This is a genomic window from Methylosinus trichosporium OB3b (genome assembly GCF_002752655.1).
Classification (GTDB): domain Bacteria; phylum Pseudomonadota; class Alphaproteobacteria; order Rhizobiales; family Beijerinckiaceae; genus Methylosinus; species Methylosinus trichosporium.
In genome coordinates this window covers 3,510,331-3,536,592 of record NZ_CP023737.1, presented here as the reverse complement: position 1 = coordinate 3,536,592, position 26,262 = coordinate 3,510,331, and the positions used below count along the sequence as shown (strand labels likewise).

Below are 26,262 nucleotides of genomic sequence, written 5' to 3'. Positions count from 1 at the left end.
ACGGCCCCTCCCCTCGATACCCACTGATCAGCTTCATGCGCCCGCGCGCGGAGCAGCGCTCGCGGACGCGCCCCTCAATAGGCGATCACGCTGGCGACCGGCGACGCGCAATCATAGGTCTGGCCGACCGAAACGAAGTCGATCGCGAGCCCGCTCGTTCCGACATCCGCCGCAGTGGTCGGCAGCGTGTGGGCGGTGACGTCGAAGAGCTGCGGCAAGGGCGAGCCGACGCCGCCGTCCCAATCGCCGCCGGTCACGCCATTGACGGCCACATCCGTGCCCGGGCCGGCGATCTGCACGCCGTTGACGTAGGTTTTTTCCTTGGCGACGCCGAAACCACGCCCGCCCGCGAGGCCGGTCTGGCCGTCGGCGCCGATATTGTCCCACAAGACCGGCTTCGTCTTCACGCCGCCCGGGATCTTCAGCGTGTAGCTGGTCGAGCCGGCGAAGGTCGTCCCGGCCAAGGCTTTGTCATAAATTGCGACATTGCGCGCGCCCGTTCCGACCACGACGAGCGCGGCGCCTTCCGCCGCCGGCAAGGAGAAGGAGGCCCAGGGATCGGCGCCGCTATTGGTGGCCGAAGCCGCGCTCGGCAGCACGATCTGATAGACGCCGTTGTATTTGGCGACCGTGGAGACATCGGCGCGATAAATGGCGACGCCATTGGATTTCCAGCAGGTGTCGGCGCCGACGCCGATCAACGTCCCGGTGCGATTGGCGCAGGCCAGCGTCCCCGTCGAATTGGTCTGTCGGCAGAACCGCGCCTGCTGCGTCGCCGGCGGCGTGCTCGCAAAGAGATAGGCCCAATAGAGATAGGCTCTCTTCACCGGGGCGACGACGCCGCTGATCTGAATGGAGCCGTATTGGCGATTGCGCAGCGCAACCCCCGCCGTGGCGTATTGAGCGCCGGTAAAGACGTTCCCACTCGGCGGCGAAATTTCGGCGGGCGCAGCGGCCGCCTTCTCCATGGCCTGCTGGACCGATCGCGAGAGTCCCTTCGCGGCGCTGGTTCCGAGCGCCGGATCGAGGCCGGCGCTCGTCGCGAGCGATTCGGCGGCCAATGCTCCAGACGAAAGAAGGAGAAGCGGCGATAGAAGGACCCCCCACATCTGTTCGGCTCGAAACAGATGAAACCCTTTCATCAGAACCTCCACTTTCCGGTATGAGATCAGTCGCTGAAACAGCTCCGGATCAAACGCTGAATGCGGGACGCCGAAAAGCGGCTGTCGGATCCCGAAGTCTTTTCGAACATGTCGGAACCAGTCTTCCAACCGTCGCCCCGGAAAATCGAAGCGACGCAATTACTCTCTATAGCCAACTGCGCCGCAGATAACAATCAGTTCAGCTCACGGTGTTGGCGCACCGACCGGCGGGGACGGCGGCGCGGACACGAAAAATCAGATGAAACAAGCAATTTCCGAAAAAGAGGCGGCGATCGGATAGCCGGTCACCTCGACGCCCGCGGCGTCGAGCCAAGCATGGGCGTCGAGGGCCTTCGTCCGTCCCTTGGCGACGCCGAAATGCAAGACGCTCGCGACCCCGCGCCGCTGCAGCATGACGCGCGCGGCGATCGCCTGCGGCAGGCAGACGACATCGAAAGGCACATTGCCCACGGCGGCGCGCACGGCCCAGCCGACCTGCCGGGCGCAGCGCGCGGCGCGCTCCGGGTCGGCGGGAGGGACCGCGCGCGTCCGCGCCTCCGCCGGCGAGACGAGCGACCCGAGCCGGCTGGCGAGCATCGGAAAGGGCGCGAGCCGCAGCAGCACGCGGGCGAAGGCGAGACAAACGGCCGCCTCGAGCAAGAGCGCGCGCTCCGAGAGGTCGAGCTGCGACAGCCGCCGCAGCCTGGAAGAGAGCGAACGACGCCGCGCCATGCCGTCTCCACAGCCGTCTGCGACGCCCGCCGAGCCTCGCCGGCCGAAGCGATAGCGCAACGCCGCAGCGGGAGCAATCGTCGGAGGATGAAGGACAACAGCCCTGACAATTGTCCCGAGCAGCGCCGCCGTCAGAACTTCATCGCGACGCCGAACGTCGCGCTGCGCGGCGCGCCGAGGATCACCTCCGTCGGATAGGAGATTTCCGCCCAATTCACATAGGTCCGATCGAAGAGATTGTTGACCCGGAACATCGCGTCGACCCCTTCCGTCAAATGATAGGTCAACCCGATGTCGGCGAGCAGATAGCTCTCGAGGAACAGAGTGTTGGCGTTGTTGCCGGCGCGCGAGTCGACGAAGCGCAGACCAAAGCCCGCATCGAGCGGGAGATCGGCGATATTCGAGTAGGACGTCCACAAATTGGCGGTCCAGGCGGGGACGTTCGGCGGCCGGTTGCCCGAAGCGAGCACGAGCGTCGACGGATCGTAGAAGAAGCCGTAGCGCGCATAGGTGTAAGCGGCGTTGATCGACGCCTTCCACTGCGGCGTGATGAGGAAGCTCGCGGCGAATTCCACGCCGCGCGACATCTGGCTGCCGACATTGGAGGCCGTGTTCTGCGTCATCTGCGAGAGAATGTTGGAACGGTGGATCTCATAGAGCGCGAGCGTCGCTTCACCCTTGCCGTCCTGGAACGACGCCTTGGCGCCGACTTCATATTGGCGCGAGCTGCTCAGATCGAAGTTCTGGGCGGCGTTGACGACATAGATCGCCGAGCCGATCGGGTCCTTGGCCGTCGAATATTGACCATAGAGCGACAGATCGTTCGTCACATCATAGATTGCGCCGACACGGAAGTTGAAGGGATGGTAGTTGCGCCGAAAGCTCGACGACGCGGCGAATGTGCCGTTCTGATTGTAATTGACGCGATCCAGCCGCTGAAACTCATAGCGCGCGCCGGTCACCAGCTTGAGATCGGGCCGCAGCGTCAGCACATCCTCGAACAGTCCCGCATAATCGTCGATCCGCGTCGGCGAACGGCGGATCGGCCATTCGCCGGGATAGACGCCCCATGCGCCCTGGCTCGGATTCCAGGCGTCGACAAAATCGGCGATCGCCGCGCTCGGAAAGCCGCGGTCCCGGACGAAATGCGTCGAGTTGACGTCGGAGCCCAGCAGGAATTTGTTGTCGAAGCCGAGAATCGGACGATCGACCGTCATGGTCAGCGTGTTTCCGATCTTGTGCTGATCATGGTACACATAGAATCGGTCACGCGAGAACGACCCCGCCGGAATCGCATTGCCGTATGCGTCCACCTTGCCATTGCCCGCCCCTTGAAACGTATAGGTCTCGGCGTTCTGCCATTTACGGTCGGCGTGAAAATAATAGGCGTCGTCGGTGAAGGTGACCTCGTTCGTCGGCTTGTAGACCACATGAGCGGTCGGCAAGATCTGCGTCGACGACAACAGCGCGTCGGACACATTGTAGTTGTTGAAGCGCATATCGCGATCGAGCGTGAGGCCCGTCGAGGACGAGATCACGCCCGTCATGGGCGAGCGCGCCGAGGCGGCCGGCACCATCGGCGTGCCGTAATAGGGCGACATATTATCGGTGAGGAAGTCAAAGCCGAATTTGGCGCTGAACGTCTCCGTCGGCTTCCACAGCACGCTGGTCGTGACATTGAGCGAATCGGACGGCGCGTTCTTGACGAAGCCGGACGAGCGGCTGCGGCTCACGTCGAGACGCGCGGCGATGTCGTCGCTGATCTGCGCGCCGCCGCCGAGGCCCCAATTGACCGTGCCGAAGCTGCCGCCGTTCACGAAGGCGTCGAAGCGCGTCGGGCCGAAGCTCGGCTCCTTGGTGCGAATGTCGACGACGCCGCCGATCGCCCCTTGCCCATGCAGCAGCGAGGCCGGCCCTTTGAGCACCTCGACGCTCTCGACATTGAAGCTGTTGGCCGGCCGATTGATGAAATTGGCCGGACCGAGATAGACGCCGTCACGCAGCACGGTGATCGCGTTGCCGGTGAAGCCGCGCATCGAATAGCTGGTCGGGCTGATCGGATTCGTGCCGACGATGACGCCCGGAAACGCTGCGACGGCGTCCTGGGCCTGATCGAATCCGCGTTCGCGCATCTCTTGACTGCGCATCACATGGACGGATGCCGGCGTCTGGCGCGGCGTGAGGCCGAGACGGCTCGAAGCCGGGACGGTTTTGTCGAGCGGCGAACGCGGCTCGTCGCGGCGCGCCGATCGTGCGCCCGCGTCCGCCTGCCCCGCGCCGATTTCGATCGCCGGCAGCGCCTCCTGCGCGGAGGCGGCGTGAGCGCCGAGAGTGAAGATGAGCGCGCCGAGCGATGCGCCGCGCGAAAGGCAATAAGAGTACATGGGTCTTTCTCCGGACGCAGCCGTTGGCGCGTCGTCGCAAAACGAGAGATCGTGGCGAAGCCGAGGGTCGCCCGGCGGATCAGGAGAAAGCGGCGGGCGGCGCGCGCGAGGACCAGGCGTGTCCAAAGCCATCCGTTCGTCGCGCGCGGCAGGTGGGGCGGCGCAACGTCGCCGCCGTCGCGTCGATCAGCGCGCGCGCGGCGGATGTCTCGATGCGAGGGACGCCGCCGCCGCACCCGCTCGGGCAGCAAAGCGCGCAATGGGAGACATGAGGCGTCTCGCGCGGCGTCGACGCATCGCCGGTCTTCGCCTTCGCGCAACTGCGCTCGACGCGGCTTTGAAGCTCCGCGCCACTCGCGGAGGATCCCGCCGCCGCTCCGTAGAACGGCGAAAGCGCGATCAGAAGCGCGACGAGAAGGGCGACGATGCGCGCCCGCGCTCCGCGCGCAGACCGCCCGCCGTGCCATCTCTGTCCGCCGCTCGCCGCCATCGTCTTCCATTCGAGCTGTCGACGCGGGGCGCGCTCCTGCCGCCTCGCATCGGCTGTTCCGCCGCTGCTCCGCCTCAGTCATAAGCGCGCAACCTGTCGAATCTCTGGCGTCGCGCTCCATGGACCGAACTTCCCCCGGCTGTGTCGATTCCGCCACACCCGAGCGCCGTCGGCCGACAAGGCGAGGCGCTTGATCGAGCGCGCGATTTGGGCCACCAATCGGCTCCGTCGCCGGTCGAACGGAAGGATCCTCGTCGCTTGCGAATCCTGCTCATCGAAGATGAAAGCGAGATGGCGCGTCTCATCGCGTCGCTGGTCGCGCATGCGGGCTTCGTGATCGACAGGGTGGGGACGCTCGGCGACGCGCTCGCCTCGCTGCGCGTCAACGCCTATGACCTCCTCCTGCTCGACCGGCGTCTGCCGGATGGAGACGGCATCTCGCTGCTGCCCGAGGTTCGCGCCGCGCAGCCCGGAATTCGGGTCATGATGATCACGGCGCTCGACGGGCTGACCGAGAAAATCTCGGGGCTCGAGGCCGGCGCCGACGACTATCTCACCAAGCCGTTTCAGGGCGCGGAGCTCATCGCGCGCATACGCGCCTGCCTGCGGCGACCTGGCGGCGACGTGCTGCCGCCGATCAGGGTCGGCGCCGTCGCATTCGACCTCGACAGCAATGAGGTCACGGTGGCGGGGCGCACGATCATTCTCACGCGGCGCGAGATGATGCTGCTGCGCTCGCTGATGCAGCGCGCGAGCCGCGTCGCCGCGCGCGAGACATTGATACAGGAGATCTATGGCGTCGACGAAGAAGTGCAGGCGAATGCGCTCGATTCGATCGTGTCTCGGCTACGCAAGCAATTGGCGGCCTATGGCGCACGGATCGAGATTCACACGGTGAAAGGCCGCGGTTATCTGCTCACGGAGCAAGCGCGTTGATGTCGCTCGCGCGCCGCATCGTCATCTATCTCGTCGCCGCGCAGCTCCTCGCCTTCCTGCTCGGATGGGTCATGACGCTCGGCCTCGGCATGGCCGGCGTGGAGCTGTTCGCCACGACATGGGACGAGCTCGCCAAGGCTCGCGCCGAGAAGCAGGTCGTCGCCTCGGTGGCGCGAGCGGCCGACGGCGCGATCGTGCTCGCGCCGACGCCGGAGCTGCAGGCGGAGCAAAGACGCGCGCCGGATATGAAGATCGCCGCCTTCGACATGCAGAAACGACCGCTCGCAGGCTCGTCGGCGGAGCTTGTGGCCGTGCTCCGCCATCTCATCGGAATCAGCCCCACCCATGTCCATTTCGTGCTGCCGGGCGACGAATCGTCGACGCCGCTCGGGCTCATGGAGCCGAAATGGACGCCCTATGGCCGCATCCACATCGCCGTTTATGGCCAGAAGTTTCGTTGGGACGATCTGATCGACGCCTGGCAGAGGGAGTTCCGCTGGCTCAATATCTATGTGGTGATGGCCGTGTCGCTGTCGACCGCGACCGCATGGTTCGCGATGCGGCGAGGCATGCGGCCCCTGCACGCGGTGGCCCGCGAGGCCGAGCTCATCGATATGGATTCGCTGCATCAGCGCCTCACCTCGAGCCTCGTGCCGACCGAGATCACGCCGCTCGTGCGCGCGATGAACGAGGCGCTCGAGCGGCTCGATCTCGGAACCGCGCGTCAGCGTCGCTTCACCGCCAACGCCGCCCATGAGCTGCGCACGCCCGTCGCGGTGCTGACCGCGCGGTTGGACGCGCCGGAGGAAGCGAGCTTCAAGAGCGATTTGAAGCGCGACGCGCATCGCATAAAATATATCGTCGAGCAATTGCTGGCGACGCTGCGCGCCGGCGAGCAGCCGGCGCTGCTGGCGGAACGGGTCGACCTCGGCGCGGTGACGCGCGCCGTGGTCGATGATGCGGCGCTGCTGGCCATTCGCGACGATAAGCAGATCGAGTTCATCGGCGCGCCGGCGCCGGTCGAAGTGCGCGGCAATGGCGCGGCGATCGCCGCGGTGGTGGGAAATCTGATCGACAATGCGCTGCGCGCCGAGCCCGAAAACGGTGAGATCGTCGTTCGCATCGGCGAGGATGCGACCGTCTCGGTCGCCGATCACGGGCCCGGGATTCCCGAGAGCGAGCGGTTGATGATCTTCGAGCCGTTCTGGCGCAAGAACGAGGCGACGCCCGGGGCCGGTCTCGGCCTCGCCATCGCCAAGGATCTCGTCGAGAAGCACAGGGGCCGTATCTGGGTCGAGGAGACGCCGGGGGGCGGCGCGACCTTCAAGCTGTCGTTCCCTCACCCCGCCGCGGGCTGAGTCGAGGCCGTCATCGGCGGCGCCGCTTCTAGGCCCTTCACTCCGGCGGCCGAACGGCTTAAACGAGCCCAGCCCCGCCCTCATCAGGATGTCGACGCCCATGATCCCGCGCTATTCCCGGCCCGAAATGACCAAGATCTGGGAGCCGCAGACGCGCTTCCGCATCTGGTTCGAGATCGAGGCCTACGCCTGCGACGCTCTGGCCGAGATCGGGGTCATCCCCAAGGAGAGCGCTAAGGCGATCTGGGACAAGGCCGATTTCGTCACCTTCGACGTCGCGCGCATCGACGAGATCGAGCGCGTCACCAAGCATGACGTCATCGCCTTCCTCACTCATCTCGGCGAGTTCATCGGCCCGGATTCGCGCTTCGTGCATCAGGGCATGACCAGCTCGGACGTGCTCGACACCTGCCTCGCCGTGCAATTGGCGCGCGCCGCCGATTTGCTGATCGCCGATGTCGATGGTCTGCTCGCGGCGCTGAAGCGCCGGGCGCTGGAGCATAGATACACGCCGACGATCGGCCGCTCGCATGGCATTCACGCCGAGCCGACGACCTTCGGCCTCAAGCTCGCGCAAGCCTATGCCGAGTTCACGCGCGCGCGTGAGCGGCTGGTGGCTGCGCGCAAGGAGGTCGCGACCTGCGCCATCTCCGGCGCCGTCGGCACTTTCGCCAATGTCGATCCGCGCGTCGAGGAGCATGTGGCCAAGCAGCTCGGACTCGCCGTCGAGCCGGTGTCGACGCAGGTCATTCCGCGAGATCGCCATGCGGCGTATTTCGCGACGCTCGGCGTCGTCGCCTCCTCGGTGGAGCGGCTGGCGACCGAAATTCGTCATTTGCAACGCACCGAGGTGCTGGAGGCGGAGGAATATTTCTCCGCCGGGCAGAAGGGTTCTTCCGCCATGCCGCACAAGCGCAATCCGGTGCTCACCGAAAATCTCACCGGCCTCGCGCGGCTCGTGCGCGGCATGGTGACGCCGGCCCTGGAGAATGTCGCGCTCTGGCACGAGCGCGACATCTCGCACTCCTCGGTCGAGCGCAACATCGGGCCGGACGCCACGGTGACGCTGGATTTCGCGCTCGCGCGTTTGACCAGCGTCGTCGATCAGCTGCTGATCTATCCGCAGAACATGCAGAAGAATCTCGACCGGCTCGGCGGCCTCGTGCATTCGCAGCGCGTGCTGCTGGCGCTGACGCAGAAGGGCGTCTCGCGCGAGGACGCCTATGCGCTGGTGCAGAGGAACGCGATGCCGGTGTGGCGCGGCGAAGGCGAGTTCCGCACGCTGCTCGGCGCCGATGCGGAAGTGAGCGCCAAGCTCTCGCCGGCCGAGCTCGACGAATTGTTCGACCTCGCCTATCACTTCAAGCATGTCGACACGATTTTCGCGCGGGTGTTCGGCGAGAGCTGAGACGACGCGCGGCAGAGGGAGCGACGGCTTCGAGAATGCGAGCCTGAAGGCTCGCGGTCCAAGTGCGGCCCCGGACCGCGAGCCTTCAGGCTCGCTCTCGAGGCCCATCAATGTCGAAGACGCAGACCGCTAATCGCGCGCCATGCCGGCGCCCAGTTCCCTCTCGTCGAGCGCCACCGATTTCACCAGCGCGAACACCGGGCCGCCGACCGTCAGATTCATCTCGGCGACCGACAGCCGCGTCACCGAGGCGGTGAGAACGTCGCCGCCGGTCATGGCGATCTGCACGAAAGCCAGCGGCCCCTCATCCTCGTCGATCGCGCGGATCACGCCCTCGAGCATGGTGCGAATGCTGGACTCGCTCGGCCGGCGGCGCGCTAGCGCCACATCCGTGGCTTTGATCAGCGCCCGCACCGGCCGCTCGCCGTCGGCGACGCGCGCCGCCACGACGATCTCGCCGGCCGGATGCGCGAGCCGCGTCACGCCATAGCGCGAATCGAACACGCCCGCCTGCGCGCGCAGCGCGCTCACCACCGAGAAGCGGCCGCCCTCGACCGCCCGGCTCGCCGCCGCGATCGTCTCCGACGGCAGGCCCTGCGCGACGATGCGGCCGCGCTCCAGCGCCACCACCTCGTCGGCGAGCCGCAAAATCTCGTCGGCCGCATGGGAGACGAGCAGGATCGGAATGGCGAATTCGTCGCGCAGCCGCTCGATCAGCGCCATGATCTCCTGGCGCCGGTCGAAATCGAGCGAGGCCATCGGCTCGTCCATCACCAAGAGGCGCGGCGAGCATAGGAGCGCGCGGGCGAGCCCGACGCGCTGGCGCTCGCCGCCCGAGAGCGTGCCCGGCCGGCGGCGCAGCAGATGTGCGACCCCGAGCGTCTCGACCACAGAGTCGAAAGGAACGCGGCGCTCGGCGACGGGGGTGAAGAAACGGCCGAACAATATGTTCGTCTTCACGTCGAGATGCGGAAACAGCAACGCGTCCTGAAACACGAGGCTGATGCGGCGCTTCTCTGGCGGAACGAACAGCCGCGTCGCTCTGTCGACCAGCGTGGCGCCATTGACGGCGATGCGTCCCGCATCCGGCGCCGCGAGGCCGGCGACGAGATGCGCGAGCGACGTCTTGCCGGAGCCGGACGGGCCATAGAGCGCGAGAATGCGCGCCTTGCTGGCGAAGGAGGCGGTGAGCGTGAAATCGCCGCGGCGCAGGCGCAGGCCGTCGACCGCGATCATCTGCCGGCCCTCGTCGCGTCGGCGCGTTTCTGCAGGATCTCCGACAGCACCAGCGCCCCGATGGCGATGACGCCCGACACGGCGGCGAGGCGCAGCGCGTCGGCGTCGCCGTCCGGCGTCTGGGTGAGGCTGTAGATCGCGGCCGGTATGGTCTGCGTCTCGCCCGGAATGTTGGAGACGAAGGTGATGGTGGCGCCGAACTCGCCGAGCGCCTTGGCGAAGCCGAGAATGGCGCCGACGATGACGCCGGGCGCCGCCAGCGGCAGGGTGACGAGGAAGAAGGTCCATAAGGGATCGGCGCCGAGCGAGCGCGAGGCCTGGCCGAGCCGCTCGTCTATGCTCTCGAAGGAGAGGCGAATCGGCCGGATCATCAGCGGAAAGCTCATCACCGCCGCCGCGAGCGCCGCGCCGGTCCAGCGGAAGGCGAAGACGATGCCGAGATATTCGGCCAGGAAATGTCCGATCGGGGCCTTGCGGCCGAGCAGCAGCAGCAGCACGAAGCCGGTCACTACCGGCGGCATCACCAGCGGCAGATGGATGAGCGCGTTGAGCGCCGCATGGCCGGGAAAGCGCCAACGCGCCAGCGCATAGGCGACGAAAATGGCGAGAGGCAGGGAGACGACGGTGGCCGTCCCCGCGACCTTCAGGCTGAGGGCGATGGCCGTCAGCTCCTGAGGGGAGAAGTCGAGCAAAGGCGAGAGGCTCCGAAAGGCGTTTTCGGAGCCTTACGCCTTCGCCGTCGTTACGTCGAGAGCTTACACAGCGCCGCGAGGCCTCATGCGGCGCCGATGGCGCCATTGATCCAGCGCAGCAATTCGCCCTTGGGCGCGGCGCCGACCTTCTGCGCGGCGGCCTTGCCGTCCTTGAAGACGATCAAGGTCGGGATGGAGCGGATGCCGAGCGCTCCGGCGACATTGGGATTCTCGTCGACATTGAGCTTGACGACCTTGAGCTTATCCTTGAGCTCAATGGCGATTTCCTCGAGCGCCGGAGCAATGGTGCGGCAGGGCCCGCACCATTCGGCCCAGAAATCCACGACGACCGGCTGGTCGGATTTCAGAACCTCGGCTTCGAAACTGGCGTCGGAGACTTTGATGGCCGTGGACATGGTTCGCCTTTCGAAGTGAAACGTGGCGAGAGAGTAGGAAGTGGGCCGTGCGGCGTCAAGGCGAGGGGGCGGGGAGCGATCCGCGCGCGGGCTCCACGAAGATTTTCGCTCGGCCTATTTCCAGCGCTCGATGACGACCGCCGCAAGGCTCGAAACTCGGCATACTCTGGATTGGGGCAAGTATCATGTCGATGCAATCAGAATGAAAGCGCGTCGGCGGCCAGACGCGACGGCCGATTCATCGATTGACAGAGGCGATAGTCGTTCGATAGTTTTTCGCTGAGACGGTGCAATTGACTTGGCTTTTTCCCGATTGGGATCGCTTTGACGGAGACATAAGATGGCGGCTTCGACGGCGGCGACGGTGGCCGTGGCCTGTGTCGCAATGTTCCAGGCGGTGACGAAAGAGGGCGATCGAGCGCTGTATTTCAGCGATGGCGCGACAACGAAAAAGCTGATTGATCTCGTCGACGCCCCTGGAGCTGACGCTTATTCCTTCACCAGCGTCGGCAAAGGCAACGTCCTCTTCTCCAATACCTCGGAAGCGGCGGGCCGCGAGCTGTGGATCACCAATGGCGCGGCCGCCGGCACGCGACTCTTGAAGGACATCAACCCCGGCGCCGCGTCGTCCTCGCCCGGCGGCGGTTGGAGTGCGTCGCGTAACACGCGTTTCGAGACAATCGGCGACAGGGCGATCTTTCCCGCGGTGACCAAACTGCAGGGTCACGAGATGTGGACGTCCGACGGCACGGCCGCCGGGACGCAAATCCTCACCGACCAGCTTCCCGGACCTGGCAATGGGGCCGGGCATCCCCCGGCGAATCCCTTGGTGTTCTCCAATGGCGCTTTCGCGATCTACTCGGATTTCGGCTCCAATATCTGGGCCACCCACGGAATCGGGGGCGAGCAGGTGCTCAAATGGAAGAGCGGCGTCGCAATTTATCCGGGGCTCGGAACTGTCGGGAACAGGATTCTGTTCGGCCCCGATCTCTGGGTCACCAATGGCACGGCTGCACGAACAAGATCCTTGAAACCAGCTTCCAGCCCAAATTGGAGGGTGTGGAGCATCAGCCGGCTGCGTGGGATGCCTTACGCGCTGCTGTCCGTCACGACGAATTCGGTGGACAGCCGTGAGCTATGGGTCACGGACGGCACGGAGGGGGGCACCAAGCGGCTCGGCAATGTCAATCTCTACAATTGGGGCTCGAACAACGATCCTTTTGTCAAAATCGGATCGAAAGTCTATTTCGTGGCGACCAATGTGATTGCCAACAATCCTGCTGGTCAAGAGCTGTGGGTGACCCAAGGAACCGCAGCGACGACCAAGCGCGCAGTCGTCCTCGCCCCGACGCCTCAATTTACTTCCTTCGCGCCTCTCGGCTCCAAGCTCTATTTCACGGCTAAAGCGACGCAGGAGGGCTACTCATTCGCTGTCAATCGCGCCTTCGTGACAGACGGCACGACGGCAGGGACACGCATGCTCTCGACGTTGTTGACCCCGGCCGGACCGCTCCTCAGCCTCCATAATCGCGTGGTCTTTCCCGTCAGCTCATCCGGGCAAGTCGCGCTCTGGGCCGCGGGGTCGGGTCTCGCGGCGCCTGTGAAAGTCTCGTATAACTTTTCCAAGATCGTCGGAATGCAGAATGTCGAGATTCGCAGTCCGAACGGAGTTAATACGCCCTGCGCGAAATGAGCGGCTCGATCATGTGAAGGGAAAGCGACGAACCCTATTGCAGCTTCCCCTTCACCACCTTCGTCCCCGCCTTCCCCGCCATCGATCGCGGCGGCGGACGACTCAACGGCCGCGCCTCGCCGCCGCCGAAGTTGTGTGGACCCATATCCGCATCCGTCGGTTTTCGCGCACGCGTGCCGGGAACGGACTCCTCGCCCGCGCCGCCGCGTCCCCGCGGGCGCATCAGCGGATTGGCTTCGGCCAATAGCTCGGCGCGCTGCAGGCGGGAAATCTCGTCGCGCAGGCGCGCCGCCTCCTCGAAGGCGAGATCGGCGGCCGCCGCCTTCATGCGCTTCTCGAGATCGGCGAGCGTCGCCTGCATGTTGTGGCCGGGCGCCAGCTCCGAGAGGCCGGCGTCGACGGTCACATGATCCTGCTCGGCGAGCGAGCCGAGAATATCGGCGATGTCGCGCTTGATGCTCGCCGGCGTGATGCCATGCTCGGCATTATAGGCCTGCTGCTTGGCGCGGCGGCGGTCGGTCTCGTCCATGGCGCGCTTCATCGAGCCGGTGACGGAATCGGCATAGAGGATCACGCGCCCGTCGACATTGCGCGCGGCGCGGCCGATCGTTTGCACCAGCGAGGTCTCGGAGCGCAGAAACCCTTCCTTGTCGGCGTCGAGAATGCCGACGAAGCCGCATTCGGGAATATCCAACCCTTCGCGCAACAGATTGATGCCGACCAGCACGTCGAAGGCGCCGAGACGTAGGTCGCGGATGATCTCGATGCGCTCGATCGTGTCGATGTCCGAATGCATGTAGCGCACGCGCACGCCATTCTCGTGCAGATATTCGGTGAGGTCTTCCGCCATGCGCTTGGTCAGCACGGTGACCAGCGAGCGATAGCCGAGATCGCTCACCGCCTTCACCTCGCCGAGCAGATCGTCGACCTGCGAGCGCGCGGGGCGAATCTCGACCGGCGGATCGATGAGGCCGGTCGGACGAATGACCTGCTCGACGAAGACGCCGCCGGTCTGCTCCATCTCCCAATCGCCGGGCGTCGCCGAGACGGCGATGGTCTGCGGCCGCATCGCGTCCCATTCCTCGAAGCGCAGCGGCCGATTGTCCATGCAGGAGGGCAGGCGGAATCCATATTCGGCGAGCGTGGCCTTGCGGCGGAAGTCGCCCTTGTACATCGCGCCGATCTGCGGAATGCTCACATGGCTCTCGTCGGCGAAGACGATGGCGTTGTCGGGCAGATATTCGAACAGGGTCGGCGGCGGCTCGCCCGGCCGGCGGCCGGTGAGATAGCGCGAATAATTCTCGATGCCGGCGCAGGAGCCGGTCGCCTCCATCATCTCGAGGTCGAAGCGGGTGCGCTGCTCCAATCGCTGCGCCTCGACGAGGCGCCCGGCGTTGTTCAGCTCGCCGAGCCGCGCGCGCAATTCGTCCTTGATCGCCTTGATCGATTGCAGCAGCGTCGGGCGCGGCGTCACATAGTGAGAGTTCGCATAGACCTTCACGAATTCGAGATCCTGCGTCTTCTTTCCGGTGAGCGGATCGAATTCGCAGATCGATTCCACCTCGTCGCCGAAGAAGGAGATGCGCCAGCCGCGGTCTTCATAATGCGCCGGAAAAATATCGACCGTATCGCCGCGCACGCGAAACGTGCCGCGCGTGAAGTCGGAGCTGATGCGGCGATATTGCAGGGCGACGAGATCGGTGACGAGCTGGCGCTGCTCCAGCTTCTCGCCGAGGCTGACGCCGAAGGTCATCGCCGTATAAGTTTCGACCGAGCCGATGCCGTAGATGCAGGAGACGGACGCGACGATGATGACGTCGTCGCGCTCGAGCAGAGAGCGCGTCGCGGCGTGGCGCATGCGGTCGATCTGCTCGTTCACCGAGGATTCCTTCTCGATATAGGTGTCGGTGCGCGGCACATAGGCCTCCGGCTGATAATAGTCGTAATAGGAGACGAAATATTCGACGGCGTTGTTGGGGAAGAAGCTCTTGAACTCGCCATAGAGCTGGGCGGCGAGAGTCTTGTTGGGCGCGAGCACCAGCGCCGGCCGCTGCGTGCGCGCGATCACCTGCGCCATCGTATAGGTCTTGCCGGAGCCGGTGACGCCGAGCAGCACTTGGTCGCGCTCATTGGCGCCGACGCCGGCGGTCAACTCGGCGATCGCCTGCGGCTGGTCGCCGCGCGGCTCATAATCGGAGACGAGGTCGAATTTGACGCCGCCCTCGCTCTTCTGCGGGCGCTCGGGACGATGCGGCGTCCACGGCTTCTTCTCGCGCAGATTGGGATCGCCGAGCTTCAACAGCTGCTCGAGGCTCTCCATCGTCGCGGTGACGCCGCCCGGCCCGCGAAGCTCGAGCTTTTCGACGAGCTCGTCATCGACGCCGATCACCGCGCCCGGATCATAGCCCGCCTGCGGCGCCTCCTCGAATCCCGCCTGCCGCTCGGCGAGGCCGGGGTTGAGCAGCGCCTGCAAATGCGGCGCGATCGGCGCGACCTCGGGCTTGGCGGCCTTTGCGCGCGTCGGTCTCGCGGGGTCCTTCGGCTTTTTCGGGGAAGAGGCCATGGCCGCGAATATGGCCCCGGACACGCGCGGATGGAAGCGAGAAGAGCGCCCGTCGCGTTCTTTAGAGCCCGGCGAGCAGCTTGGCCAGCAGGCGGTCGAGCGTTTTCTGCTCCTCTTCCGTCAGCGGCGAGAGGAGCGCCGTTTCGGCCTGCACATGGCGCGTCAGAACGTCGTCGATGAGCGCCTTGCCCGAGTCGGTCAACGCCACCAGCGCGCCGCGCCTATCGGTGGGATGCCTGAGGCGCTGGACGAGCCCGGCCTTTTCCAGCCGATCGATCCGCGCCGTCATGCCGCCGGACGAGATCATCGTCGCCTCATAGAGCGCCGTCGGCGTGAGGGCGTAGGGCGAGCCCGAGCGGCGCAGCGTCGCCAATACGTCGAACTCGCCCATTTGCAGTCCGAAGTCGGCGAAGACGGAAGCGAGGCGGTCGCGCGTGATTAGCTGCGCCAGCTCGAGAAGCCGGCCCAGAACCTCCATCGGGAAGGGATCGAGGTCGGGCCGCTCCGTCCGCCATTGGCGGGCGGCGGCGGCGGCGCGGTCTTTGGGCGTGTCGGGTTCGGTCATATATCTTGACATCGAGATACTTTATGAAAAGATATTAGCCCACGAGGGCTCGAATGGCAACCGCCGACGACCTCGCCGCCTCTGGAGAAGCCCCATGACCTCGACGGCCGAAAGCGCGCCCGACGCCGCCACCTCTTCCGCAACGAGCGAGGGCAAGACGCCGCAGCAAGGATTGACTCTGGCCGTCGTCCTGCTCATCGCCTTCAACCTGCGGCCGGCGATGGCGGGGCTGGGACCGCTGCTCGACCTCGTCGAGCGCGCGGCCGACCTCAACTCGGCGCAGGCCGGGCTCCTCACCACCCTGCCGATTTTCCTCATGGGCCTCGGCGCCTTCGCGGGCGGCGGGCTGCGCCGCCTGCTCGGCGCAAAGCGCGGCGTCGCCCTCGCGATCATGCTCATCGCGCTGGCCTGCGCGAGCCGATGGGTGTGGAATGACGCCGCCGGAATGCTCGCCAGCGCCGCGGGCGCCGGCCTCGGCGTGGCGGCCGTCCAGGCGCTGCTGCCCGGCGTCATCAAGGCGCGCTTCGGCGCCGGCGTTGGCCGCGCGATGGGGCTCTATACGACTGCGATCATGGGCGGCGCCGCCGTCGCCGCCGCGACCGCCGCCGGCCTTGCGAGCGTCATCGGCTGGCAAGCGGCGCTCGCCCTCTGGTCGCTGCCGGCCCTCCTGGCGGCGGCGGCCTGGACGGCGCTTCGTTTTCCGCCGGAAACGACGAAGGCGGCGGCCAGCGAGGCGGGCGAATCATTCTGGCGCAATGGCCGCGCCTGGACGCTAATGCTATTCTTCGGCATCGGCACCGGCGCCTTCACGCTGGTTCTCGCCTGGCTGCCGCCCTATTACATGAGCCTCGACGAGAGCCGGCAATCGAGCGGCTTTTGGCTGGCCGGCGTGATCGTCGCGGAGGTCGTCGCCAGCCTCGCCGTGTCGGCCTTCATCAACCGCTTTCCCGATCGCCGCGGCCCGCTGATCGCGGCGCTGCTCGGCGTCGCGGCGGGCCTCGCCAGCCTCGTCGCGGCGCCGATCGCCCTCGCCGCGCCGGCTGCGCTGCTGCTCGGACTGGGTCTCGGCGCCCTGTTTCCGCTCTCCCTGATCGTCACGCTGGATCATGTCGACGATCCGGCTCGCGCCGGCGACCTCGCCGCCTTCGTCCAGGGCGGCGGCTATATCGTGGCGAGCACGACCCCCTTCATCGCCGGCGCGATACGGGATCGCGTCGCGGATCTCTCGAGCGCCTGGGCCGCGATGGCAGCGATCATCCTTTTATCTGTCGCCATCGCCGCCCGCTTTTCTCCGGGCAGCTATCGGCGATCGCGCGGATAGAGACGGCCGTCGAGCTCGCGCTGCGCATGCCGCTCGATGCGCCCAAAATCTGGCGGCGACAGCCGCGCCCGCGGGAATCAGACCGATCAGCGCCGCGAGCGCGCCGAACGTCTTGTAGACGGTCGCACGACTCTCGGCGACGAGCTTATGCTCCAGTGAAACGACCTTCTGCTCGAGCGCCTGGATCTTGATCGCGACCCGGTCGACGTCATGCTTCGTCGCGACGGTTTCCGTCAGCGCGCCCGCGAGCGCCTCCGCCGACCCTTATCACCACGGCGCGAGACGTCGCCCTCTCGCCCCGGCTTAACTCCGCCGCGCGCCCCGGCTAAAAGGGGCGCCGCGGCAGGCGTGCGCCCGGAGCGACGAAGCGATGAAGACGAGGCGATGAAGATCAGTCTGGTGGGGGGCTCTAACACGGGAATTTCGTACGGCTGGGCCAGGCAATTCGAGGCGGCGGCGAAGCGCCATCAGGTGGAGAACCGCTTCCTCGGCGCGGTCGGCTCGCTGTTCGGGCTGCTGCGGCTGATGGAGATGGAGGGCGAGGACGCGCCGCTTCCCGATCTCGTCATCTTCGAATATTCACTGAACGACATGATGCTGCTCGACTCGGGGCTCGTCACGCCCACGCAGCTGCGCGAGACGCTGCTCGACGTCGTCGGCTTTTGCGCGAGCCGCCGCCTTCCCCTCATCTTCCTCTGCCTCGAGGTGCAGCCGATCGGCCGGCAGCGCGTCCACGCCTGCGTCGCCGTGGTCAAGAGGCTCTATCTCGAGATCGCGCAGGCGCATGGCGTGCGCTGCCTCACTCTGGACGCGATCCTCGGCCCGCCGCGCCCGGAGGATTTCGTCGACGAGCATCACCTCAGCGAGGAGATATCGGGACGAGTGGTGGATCGGCTGCTGCTGGAGATCGCGCTCGGCCGCGCCACGATTCCGCGGGCTCCCGTGCGGCCTCCGAGCTTTTTCTATCATCGCGCCGCCGAGGCGCAGATCTCGGGGCCGTGCCGGCGCGTCGATCTCTCCTCGACCGTCTTCTCGGGAGAATTTCTGGAGATCGCCCGCGGCGGCTCGGCCCGCTGGCCGGGCCATGGCGAGCTCATCGGCGTGATGCTGCGCTCGACTCAGACGGCGGGGGAATTCGCGATCGCCGCCGGCAAGCGCAAATTGCGCAAGAACGCCCAATCGGCCATGCGGCTCGCCGCCCCACGCCTCATGCTGCTGCATTATCTGCAAAAGCCTCTGGCCTGCGCCGGCGATCTCGACATTTCGATGCCCGCGAGCGAAGTGGAGCTGATGCGGCTGCGCGCGGATCGAACGCCGCTGTCGACGGCGCCCGCGGCGCCCTTCGACGCGCAGCTCCTCGAGATTCACGGCGTGATGATGCGGCGGCCCGGGCTCTGAATGCGCGCCTGAAGGCTCGTCTCTCGCCGCCCTATTGCGCGGCCTCGGCGGCCGGCTCCGCGCCGAGCGCCGGGCGGATGTGGCGGGCGAAATCCTCGAGCGACCGAAGGTTTTTCTCGGCGTCGCGCGAGATCGGCTTCAGCAGAATGGCGCGAAACGCGGTCTGGTCGCGATAGGCGGCGATTTTTTCGGCGACCTCGTCGAAATCTCCGATCAGCGAGCGCTCGAGCAGCCCCTCTTCCGTCAGCGACGGCGGCGGCGCGCCGTCCTGGCGCGCGAAATTGCCGCGCATGCGCTCGGCGAAGCGGGCGAGGAAGGGAACCGCCTCGGCGAGCGCCTGCTCGCGGCGCGGCGCGGCGAAATAGAAGCGCGCCATGGTGAAGCGCGGATCGCCCTCCGGCCCCGCCGCCTCGCGATAGACGCGCAAGGTCTCGGCGATCTGCTCGATCGGGAAGGGCGGACCCGCCATCACGCCATAGCCGTTGCGCGCGGCGTAGCGGATCGCGCCCGGCGTCGTCGTCGCGAGATAGGTCGGGATCGGCTTTTGCACGGGGCGGGGCGAGAGGCTGACGCCATTGGCCTGATAATGCGCGCCGGTGAAAGTGACCTTGTCCTCGTAGAGCAGCCGCTCGACGAGGCCGAGCGCCTCCAGCGTCATCTCGCGCGTATGATCCTTGCCGGCGCCGAAATGGCGGTTCTGCATCTCGAACGGCCCGCCGCGGGCGACGCCGAATTCGAAACGGCCATGCGAGAGATTGTCGATCGTCGCGACATCCTCGGCGACTTGAATCGGATTGCGAAAGGCGAGCAGCACCGCCGCCGAGCCGAGCCGGATGCGGCTGGTGACGCCGGAAAGATAAGCGAGGAGCGAGAGGATGGACGGACAGACGGCGTCCGCATCGAAATGGTGCTCGGCGACCCAGGCCTCCTCGAAGCCGAGCGCCTCGGCATGGCGCACGAGCCGCGTCTGCGTCTCGAAACAGCGCGCGAAATCCTGCTGCGGATTCTCATATGTGCAGAAGACGCCGAACCGCATGGCGCTGTCCTTCGATGGGGCCGCTCCCGGCCGCTTCGACGACGCATGCGGCCAGGCTATATACGCCAGTTACATATTGAGCGTGAAGGATAGGGACGACGCGCTTTTCCAGCAAGCACAAAGAATCGCCTCTCGCGATTTCAGGCTCTTATGCGCGGCTCCGGCGACTGTCATAGACAATTCGCATGATGTGACGAGAATTGCCTATTGATCGCCGATCGGCGCTGTGGCGATTTCGCTCGTGAAAAGATCGGATAATCGCGCCAGCGCATAGTCGGGTTCGGAGGAACCATGTCGTCAGCCGCCTCAACCTCCCAGTCTTTCTTCAGCCGCGAGCGCTCCGTGGCGGAGCATGGGTTCAATCGCTGGCTGGTGCCGCCGGCGGCGCTCGCCATCCATCTCTGCATCGGCATGGCCTATGGTTTCAGCGTGTTCTGGCTGCCGCTGTCGCGCGCCGTCGGCGTTTCCGAGCCGAAGGCCTGCCCGGCCGAAATGAGCTTTTTCGACAGCGTCGTCACGACGAGCTGCGATTGGAAGATCAGCATGCTCGGCTGGACCTTCACGCTGTTCTTCGTGTTCCTCGGCTCCTCGGCCGCCGTGTTCGGCCATTGGCTGGAGACGGCGGGCCCGCGCAAAGCGGGGCTCGCGGCGGCGGCGTGCTGGTGCGGCGGCCTGCTGATCTCGGCGGCGGGCGTCTATCTCCATCAAATCTGGATGCTGTGGCTCGGCTCCGGCGTCATCGGCGGCATCGGCCTCGGATTGGGCTATATCTCCCCGGTTTCGACGCTGATCAAATGGTTCCCCGACCGGCGCGGCATGGCCACCGGCATGGCGATCATGGGCTTCGGCGGCGGGGCCATGATCGGCGCGCCGCTCGCCGACAAGCTGATGAGCTATTTCGCGACTCCGACGTCGGTCGGCGTCTGGCAGACCTTCGTCGCGATGGCGGCGATCTATTTCGTGTTCATGGTCGGCGGCGCGCTCGGCTACCGCGTGCCGCGCGACGGCTGGACGCCCGAGGGCTGGACGCCGCCGACGGCGGCCGCCAACAAGATGGTGACGAGCCGCCACGTGCATCTCGACGTCGCCTGGAAGACTCCGCAGTTCTGGCTGCTCTGGGCGGTGCTCACTCTCAATGTCAGCGCCGGCATCGGCGTCATCGGCATGGCCTCTCCCATGCTGCAGGAAGTCTTCGGTGGGCATCTCATCGGCCTCGACATCGGTTTTTCCGATCTCTCTCCGGATCAGAAAAAGAAGATCGCCGCCATCGCCGCCGGCTTCACCGGCCTGCTGAGCCTCTGCAACATCGGCGGGCGCTTCTTCTGGGCCACGGGATCGGACAAGCTCGGCCGCAAGACCACTTATGCGATCTTCTTCGTGCTCGGCTTCTTTCTCTACGCCGCGGCGCCCTGGGCGGCGACGCAGGGCAATGTGATCCTGTTCGTGCTGTTCTTCTGCATCATCCTGTCGATGTATGGCGGCGGCTTCGCGACCATCCCCGCCTATCTCGCCGACATCTTCGGCACGCATCACGTCGGCGCCATTCACGGTCGCCTGCTCACCGCCTGGTCGACGGCCGGCGTGCTCGGGCCGGTGCTCGTCAATTACATCCGCGATTATCAGCTCGACCACGGCGTCGCGCGCGACGCCGTCTATAATCAGACCATGTATATTCTCGCCGGCTTGCTGGTCCTCGGCCTCGTCTGCGATCTCGCCGTGCGGCCGGTCGCGGAACGCCTTTTCATGACCGACGACCAAGTGGCGGCCGAGAAGAAGACCACCGTCGCGGCCGTCGCGAGAGAAGAAGCGGAAGCGCACGCCGATTTCGAGGATTTCGTCGAGGAGGGCGCCGTCGCCGAAGCGGCCGCCGCCGAGGCGCGCCGCGTCGATGCGCGGCGCAACGGCGGCGCGCGCGCGCTGCTGATCCTCGCCTGGGCGGCGGTCGGCGTTCCGCTCGCCTGGGGCGTGTCGATCACCTTGCAGAAGACCTTCGTTCTGTTCCACTAGCGAAAGGGCGCTCCCTTCTCCCACTTGTGGGAGTAGGTGGCCCCGCGAAGCGGGGTCGGATGAGGGCCCACTCGGATAAACAGTTCGAGTTCAAGGTCTTGTGCTGCGTGAATCGGGAAGACCGCAGGCGCCCTCATCCGATCCTCGCTGACGCGAGGGCCACCTTCTCCCGCCCTGCGGGAGAAGGGACGCACGTCGAGAGTCGGCTAATAAAGCTGATATTTCGCCGTGTCGCCTGACGACGGCCCGTCGTCACCCCACCGACACTGAGGCGACGATTATGCGCCGACCGATTTTCCTTCTTCTTACTGTCGCGCTGGGCGCGCCGGCTCTGGCCGAGGGCGCGCCGCCGGCGGCGCTGCAGAGCGAGCTGAAATATGCGCCCGTTCCCCTTTTTCAGGGCGTCTTCGCCGCGCCGGTGACCGGCACGGCGACGCAGCCTGGCGCGCTCTATGCGCTGTCGGTGAAATATGCGGCCGGCGCGCGATCGCTGCCGCACACGCATCCGGACACGCGCGTCGTGACCATCATCTCCGGCCGTTTCTACGCCGGAGTCGGCGGCGCTCTCGACGAAGCCTCGCTGCGCATCCTCGGCCCCGGCGACTCGATCGTCATTCCCGCCGAGACGGTTCATCACGGCTGGGCGAAGGACGGCGAGGTCCTGATGCTCGAAACCGGTGTGGGGCCGACCGGCGCGAGCCTGTGGCCGAAGCCGCCGCCGCAGCGTTGACGCCGCGGGCCCACCGGCGCCAGATGCGCGCGCAAGAGCGCGCTGGGCGCCGGGGATAGAGCAGTGCGACCATCGACCGAGCCCTCCGACGATAAGACCGCCGCACGGCCGACGCCGATGATGGCGCAATATATCGAGATCAAATCCGCCAATCCGGACTGCCTGCTGTTCTACCGGATGGGCGATTTCTACGAATTATTCTTCACCGACGCCGAAGCGGCGTCGCGCGCGCTCGGCATCATGCTGACGAAGCGCGGCAAGCATCAGGGCCATGACATTCCGATGTGCGGCGTGCCGGTGGAGCGCGCCGACGATTATCTGCAAAAGCTCATCGCCCTCGGCCATCGCGTCGCCGTCTGCGAGCAATTGGAGGACCCGGCCGAGGCGCGCAAGCGCGGCGGCAAATCGGTGGTGCGGCGCGACGTCGTGCGGCTCGTCACGCCCGGCACCATCACCGAAGAGACGCTGCTCGATCCCGCGCGCGCCAACGCTTTCGCGGCGCTGGCGCGCATTCGCGCCGCCGACGGCGGCTGGCGCTATGGCTTCGCCTGCGTCGATATTTCGACCGGCGCCTTCGATGTCGGCGAAGCGGGCGAGACGGAGCTCACCGCGGAGCTCGTCCGATTGGAGCCGCGCGAGATCGTCGCCGCCGAGGCGATCTGCGCCGAGGCGCGGCTCGCCGCGCTGCTCGCCGAGATCGCGCCGACGACCCCGCTCGGCCGCGACGCCGGCGGCGGCGAGAGCGCCGAGCGGCGACTGCTCGATTTCTACGGCGTCGCCACGCTCGAAGGCCTCGGCGCGCTGTCGGAGGCGGAAATCGCCGCCGCCGCCGCCGCGATCCTCTATGTCGAGCGCACGCAGAAGGGCAAGAAACCGGCGCTGCGCCCGCCGTCGAGCCTGCGCCGCAGCAGGGCGCTGGAGATCGACGCGGCGACGCGCGCCAATCTCGAGCTGACGCGCACGCTGAAGGGCGAGCGCGAGGGCTCGCTGCTCGCGACCATCGACCTCACCATGACGCCCGCCGGCGCGCGGGCGCTCGCCGAGCGCGTCGCCGCCCCCGCGACCGATCCGGCGCTGATCGGCGAGCGGCTCGACGCCGTCGCTTTCTTCGTCGATGCGCCCGATCTGCGCGCGCGCCTGCGCGCCCTGCTCGCCCGCGCGCCCGATCTCGCCCGCGCGCTCTCGCGGCTCGCGCTGCAGCGCGGCGGCCCGCGCGATCTCGGCAATATTCGCGCGGCGCTCACCAGCGCCCGCGACATCGAGTCCTGCTTTGCCGGGAACGCGCCCGCGCTCGTCGCGCAAGAGGTCGCGGCGCTCACGCAAGCGGATGCGCAATTGGAGCAGGCGATCGCAGCGCGCCTCGTCGTCGATCCGCCGCTCGACAAGCGCGCCGGCAATTTCATCGCCCGCGGCGTCGACGAGACGCTCGACGAAGCGCGGGATCTGCGCGACGAGAGTCGCCGCGTCATCGCCTCGCTGCAGCAGAAATATGTGGAGCTGGCCGAGACGAAGCAGCTCAAGATCAAGCACAATCACTTCCTCGGCTTCTTCATCGAGGTCCCGCAGGCGCAGGGCGAGCGGCTGCTGCGCGCGCCCTTCGACGCGACCTTCACGCATCGCCAGACGATGCAGGATGCGATGCGTTTCTCGACGCGCGAACTCGTCGAGCTCGAGGCGAAGATCGCCTCCGCCGCCGATCGCGCGCAGGAGCGCGAGCTGGCGCTCTACGACGAGCTCTGCGCGCGCGTGCTGGAAAAGGCCCAGGAGCTGCAGAGATTGGCGCAAGCCTTCGCCGCGCTCGACGTCTTCGCGGCGCTGGCGGAATTGGCGGTCTCGCGCGACTGGACGCGCCCCCATGTCGATTCTTCGCTCGATTTCGAGATCGTCGGCGGGCGCCATCCGGTCGTCGAGGCGGCGCTGCATGCGAAAGGAGAGGTCTTCGCCGTCAACGACTGCGACCTCGGCGACGCGCGCGCCGGCAAGATCGCCATGGTCACCGGCCCGAACATGGCCGGCAAATCCACCTATCTGCGCCAGAACGCGCTGATCGCCATTCTCGCGCAGGCGGGCTCCTATGTCCCCGCGCAGCGCGCGCGCGTCGGCGCCGTGGATCGTCTGTTCTCACGCGTCGGCGCGGCCGACGATCTCGCGCGCGGGCGCTCGACCTTCATGGTGGAGATGGTGGAGACGGCGGCGATATTGAATTGCGCCGGGCCGCGCTCCTTCGTCATTCTCGACGAGATCGGCCGCGGCACCGCGACCTTCGACGGCCTCTCGATCGCCTGGGCGACGATCGAGCATCTGCACGAGATCAACCGCTCGCGCGCATTGTTCGCGACGCATTTCCACGAGCTGACGCAATTGACGAAGCGGCTTCCGCGACTCGTCAATCTCACCATGAAGGTGAAGGATCACGCCGGCGAGGTTGTGTTCCTGCACGAGGTGACGAAGGGCGCCGCCGATCGCTCCTATGGCGTGCATGTCGCCGAGCTCGCCGGCCTGCCCGCCAGCGTCGTCGCGCGCGCCCATGCGATTCTCGCGCAGCTCGAGGCGGCGGATCGGCGTGCGCCGGTGGAAAAGCTCATCGACGATCTGCCGCTGTTCGCGCATGTGGCGCAGAGCGCGCCGGCCAAGGACGCGCTGCACGAGGCGCTGGCGGCGATCGACCCGGACGCGCTGACGCCGCGCGAGGCGCTCGCCGCGCTCTATGAGCTGAAGTCCAAGGCGGCGCGCTGAGTCCGCGCATTCGAGGTAAATCGTCGCGATCGCCGTCACCGACCTTCAATCGCGCCGCGAAATTCTCATCCGTCGCCGTCGCGAGCGCCCCAGATGTCGCTCGCGAGCTTTGTTCGGAGACGGGTCGTGACAGCATCGAGATGTGATCGCTTCGCCGGCGGCATGGCCGTCGTTGCGAGGAGCAAAGCGACGAAGCCATCCAGGAGTCGCGCCGCGGCTCTGGATTGCTTCGCTTCGCTCGCAATGACGGAAGCTGCGATATGCCGCGAGATTTGCCGAGCGCTACGCCTCGTCTGCGTCCTCGCCGCGACTACTCTTCTCGCCGCGCCGGCTCTGGCCTGCACCAGCTTTCTGCTGAAGGCGGCGGATGGTTCGCGCGTCTATGGCCGCACGCTCGAATTCGGCTTTCCGCTGGAGTCGCAGGCGGTCGTCATTCCCCGCCGCTTCGTCTCGCACGCCACCGGCGCCGACGGCAAATCCGCCTGGAGCTGGAAGTCGCGCTACGCCATCGCCGGCATGAACGCCTTCGGCCTGCCGGTCGTCGTCGACGGCGTCAATGAGAAGGGCCTCGCCGGCGGCATTCTCTATTTTCCGGGCTTCGCCTCCTATGCCGATCCGGCGCAGGCCGATCCCGCCCATGCGCTCGCGCCCTGGGAGCTGCTCTCTTGGGCGCTCGGCAATTTCGCCAGCGTCGCCGAGGTCCGCGCGGCGCTCGCGCCTCGATCTCGGTCATCGGCGTGACGCAGCCGACGCTCGGCATCGTCCCGCCCTTTCATTACACGCTGCATGACGCGAGCGGCGCGTCCATCGTCGTGGAGCCGATCGGCGGAACGCTGACGATCCATGACAATCCGCTCGGAATCCTCACCAACGCCCCATCCTTCGACTGGCATCTCACCAATCTGCGAAATTATGTGAAGCTCTCGCCGGTCGAGGCGCCGCCGCTCGAGATCGGCGGCGAGAGCTTCGCGCCGCTCGGCTCCGGCTCCGGAATGCTGGGCGTTCCCGGCGATCCGACGCCGCCCTCGCGCTTCGTGCGCGCGCTCGCGCTCACGCTCTCGGCCGCGCCGCAGAAGGACGCGGCCGGGACTGTGCGGCTCGCCGAGCATCTCCTCAATAATTTCGATATACCGACGGGCCTCGTGCGGCCCGCGCCGCACGAGACCGCGCGCTTCGAATTCACGCAATGGTCGGCGATCGCCGATCTCTCGCGCGCGATCTATTATGTGAAGAGCTATGACGACCAGACCCTGCGCAGCGTCGATCTGTCGAAATTCGACCTCGACGCGCACGGCCTGCGCGCCGCGCCGCTGCGCGCTTCGCCGCACCCGCCCACGCTCGAGTTTCCGCGCCGGTGACGCGGCAAGCCCCTCCGCGGACCGCCTAGAGCCCGTTGGAGCCGGCTCTTGCCAGCCGACC

18 protein-coding genes and 1 pseudogene are annotated in these 26,262 nt (G+C 66.7%); 10 read left to right on the top strand and 9 right to left on the bottom strand.

The window, feature by feature from the left end; translation table 11 throughout:
* Nucleotides 1-74: 74 nt before the first annotated feature.
* The 3 genes from CQW49_RS16875 to CQW49_RS16865 all read right to left on the bottom strand — a co-directional run bounded on the left by CQW49_RS16875 (nt 75) and on the right by CQW49_RS16865 (nt 4,258).
* Nucleotides 75-1,142 carry a hypothetical protein gene (locus tag CQW49_RS16875; RefSeq protein ID WP_003608593.1) on the bottom strand — a complete coding sequence of 356 codons (1,068 nt, stop codon included), beginning with the start codon at nt 1,140-1,142 and terminating at the stop codon, nt 75-77.
* A gap of 255 nt (nt 1,143-1,397) precedes the next feature.
* On the bottom strand, nt 1,398-1,874 hold the full coding sequence (locus CQW49_RS16870; RefSeq protein WP_003608595.1) for a lasso peptide biosynthesis B2 protein: 477 nt from the start codon (nt 1,872-1,874) through the stop codon (nt 1,398-1,400).
* Between the two features lie 131 nt (nt 1,875-2,005).
* Nucleotides 2,006-4,258, bottom strand: a complete 2,253-nt coding sequence (locus CQW49_RS16865; RefSeq protein WP_003608597.1) for a TonB-dependent receptor — start codon at nt 4,256-4,258, stop codon at nt 2,006-2,008.
* Nucleotides 4,259-5,039: 781 nt separating this feature from the next.
* On the opposite strand from CQW49_RS16865, the gene CQW49_RS16850 reads away from it, so the two are divergent.
* From CQW49_RS16850 to purB, 3 genes are all read left to right on the top strand, one after another.
* Nucleotides 5,040-5,684, top strand: coding sequence for a response regulator transcription factor (locus tag CQW49_RS16850; RefSeq protein WP_099831814.1), 645 nt, complete (start codon nt 5,040-5,042; stop codon nt 5,682-5,684).
* Nucleotides 5,684-7,042 carry a sensor histidine kinase gene (locus tag CQW49_RS16845; RefSeq protein ID WP_003608600.1) on the top strand — a complete coding sequence of 453 codons (1,359 nt, stop codon included), beginning with the start codon at nt 5,684-5,686 and terminating at the stop codon, nt 7,040-7,042. Before CQW49_RS16850 ends, CQW49_RS16845 begins: the two co-directional genes overlap by 1 nt.
* 100 nt (nt 7,043-7,142) lie before the next feature.
* Nucleotides 7,143-8,450, top strand: a complete 1,308-nt coding sequence (gene purB, locus CQW49_RS16840; protein ID WP_003608602.1) for an adenylosuccinate lyase — start codon at nt 7,143-7,145, stop codon at nt 8,448-8,450.
* A gap of 129 nt (nt 8,451-8,579) precedes the next feature.
* On the opposite strand, the gene modC is transcribed toward purB, so the two are convergent.
* From modC to trxA, 3 genes are all read right to left on the bottom strand, one after another.
* Entirely contained in the window at nt 8,580-9,686 is a 1,107-nt protein-coding gene (gene modC / locus CQW49_RS16835) for a molybdenum ABC transporter ATP-binding protein (RefSeq protein WP_003608603.1), read from the bottom strand.
* Nucleotides 9,683-10,378 carry a molybdate ABC transporter permease subunit gene (gene modB, locus CQW49_RS16830; RefSeq protein WP_003608605.1) on the bottom strand — a complete coding sequence of 232 codons (696 nt, stop codon included), beginning with the start codon at nt 10,376-10,378 and terminating at the stop codon, nt 9,683-9,685. Before modB ends, modC begins: the two co-directional genes overlap by 4 nt.
* Nucleotides 10,379-10,461: 83 nt before the next feature.
* Nucleotides 10,462-10,794 carry a thioredoxin gene (gene trxA / locus CQW49_RS16825; RefSeq protein WP_003608607.1) on the bottom strand — a complete coding sequence of 111 codons (333 nt, stop codon included), beginning with the start codon at nt 10,792-10,794 and terminating at the stop codon, nt 10,462-10,464.
* A 340-nt stretch (nt 10,795-11,134) separates the two neighbouring features.
* Here trxA and CQW49_RS16820 point away from each other — a divergent pair, with 340 nt between their 5' ends.
* Entirely contained in the window at nt 11,135-12,487 is a 1,353-nt protein-coding gene (locus CQW49_RS16820) for a hypothetical protein (protein WP_003608608.1), read from the top strand.
* A 34-nt stretch (nt 12,488-12,521) separates the two neighbouring features.
* On the opposite strand, the gene uvrB is transcribed toward CQW49_RS16820, so the two are convergent.
* Together uvrB and CQW49_RS16810 are read right to left on the bottom strand one after the other, a co-directional pair.
* Nucleotides 12,522-15,050 carry an excinuclease ABC subunit UvrB gene (uvrB, locus tag CQW49_RS16815; RefSeq protein WP_003608611.1) on the bottom strand — a complete coding sequence of 843 codons (2,529 nt, stop codon included), beginning with the start codon at nt 15,048-15,050 and terminating at the stop codon, nt 12,522-12,524.
* Between the two features lie 61 nt (nt 15,051-15,111).
* Entirely contained in the window at nt 15,112-15,615 is a 504-nt protein-coding gene (locus CQW49_RS16810) for a MarR family winged helix-turn-helix transcriptional regulator (protein WP_003608613.1), read from the bottom strand.
* 94 nt (nt 15,616-15,709) lie between these two features.
* On the opposite strand from CQW49_RS16810, the gene CQW49_RS16805 reads away from it, so the two are divergent.
* Together CQW49_RS16805 and CQW49_RS16800 are read left to right on the top strand one after the other, a co-directional pair.
* A complete protein-coding gene (locus CQW49_RS16805) occupies nt 15,710-16,936 on the top strand; it encodes an MFS transporter (RefSeq protein WP_003608614.1) in 1,227 nt (408 codons plus the stop codon).
* A gap of 384 nt (nt 16,937-17,320) precedes the next feature.
* A complete protein-coding gene (locus tag CQW49_RS16800; RefSeq protein WP_003608616.1) occupies nt 17,321-18,334 on the top strand; it encodes a hypothetical protein in 1,014 nt (337 codons plus the stop codon).
* Between the two features lie 31 nt (nt 18,335-18,365).
* Here CQW49_RS16800 and CQW49_RS16795 read toward each other — a convergent pair whose 3' ends face one another.
* Nucleotides 18,366-19,370 (bottom strand): LLM class flavin-dependent oxidoreductase, encoded by a 1,005-nt coding sequence (locus CQW49_RS16795; RefSeq protein ID WP_003608619.1) that lies wholly within the window; start codon nt 19,368-19,370, stop codon nt 18,366-18,368.
* A gap of 291 nt (nt 19,371-19,661) precedes the next feature.
* On the opposite strand from CQW49_RS16795, the gene CQW49_RS16785 reads away from it, so the two are divergent.
* The 4 genes and pseudogenes from CQW49_RS16785 (at nt 19,662) to CQW49_RS26365 (ending at nt 26,201) form a co-directional block, all read left to right on the top strand.
* The gene (locus CQW49_RS16785; RefSeq protein WP_003608621.1) at nt 19,662-21,377 is read left to right on the top strand and encodes an OFA family MFS transporter; all 1,716 of its coding nucleotides are present in this window, start codon (nt 19,662-19,664) and stop codon (nt 21,375-21,377) included.
* Nucleotides 21,378-21,657: 280 nt separating this feature from the next.
* Nucleotides 21,658-22,107, top strand: a complete 450-nt coding sequence (locus CQW49_RS16780; RefSeq protein WP_003608623.1) for a cupin domain-containing protein — start codon at nt 21,658-21,660, stop codon at nt 22,105-22,107.
* 117 nt (nt 22,108-22,224) lie between these two features.
* Nucleotides 22,225-24,843 (top strand): DNA mismatch repair protein MutS, encoded by a 2,619-nt coding sequence (mutS, locus tag CQW49_RS16775; protein ID WP_003608625.1) that lies wholly within the window; start codon nt 22,225-22,227, stop codon nt 24,841-24,843.
* Between the two features lie 243 nt (nt 24,844-25,086).
* Nucleotides 25,087-26,201 (top strand): annotated as a pseudogene (locus tag CQW49_RS26365) (linear amide C-N hydrolase).
* The last annotated feature ends 61 nt before the right edge of the window (nt 26,202-26,262 follow it).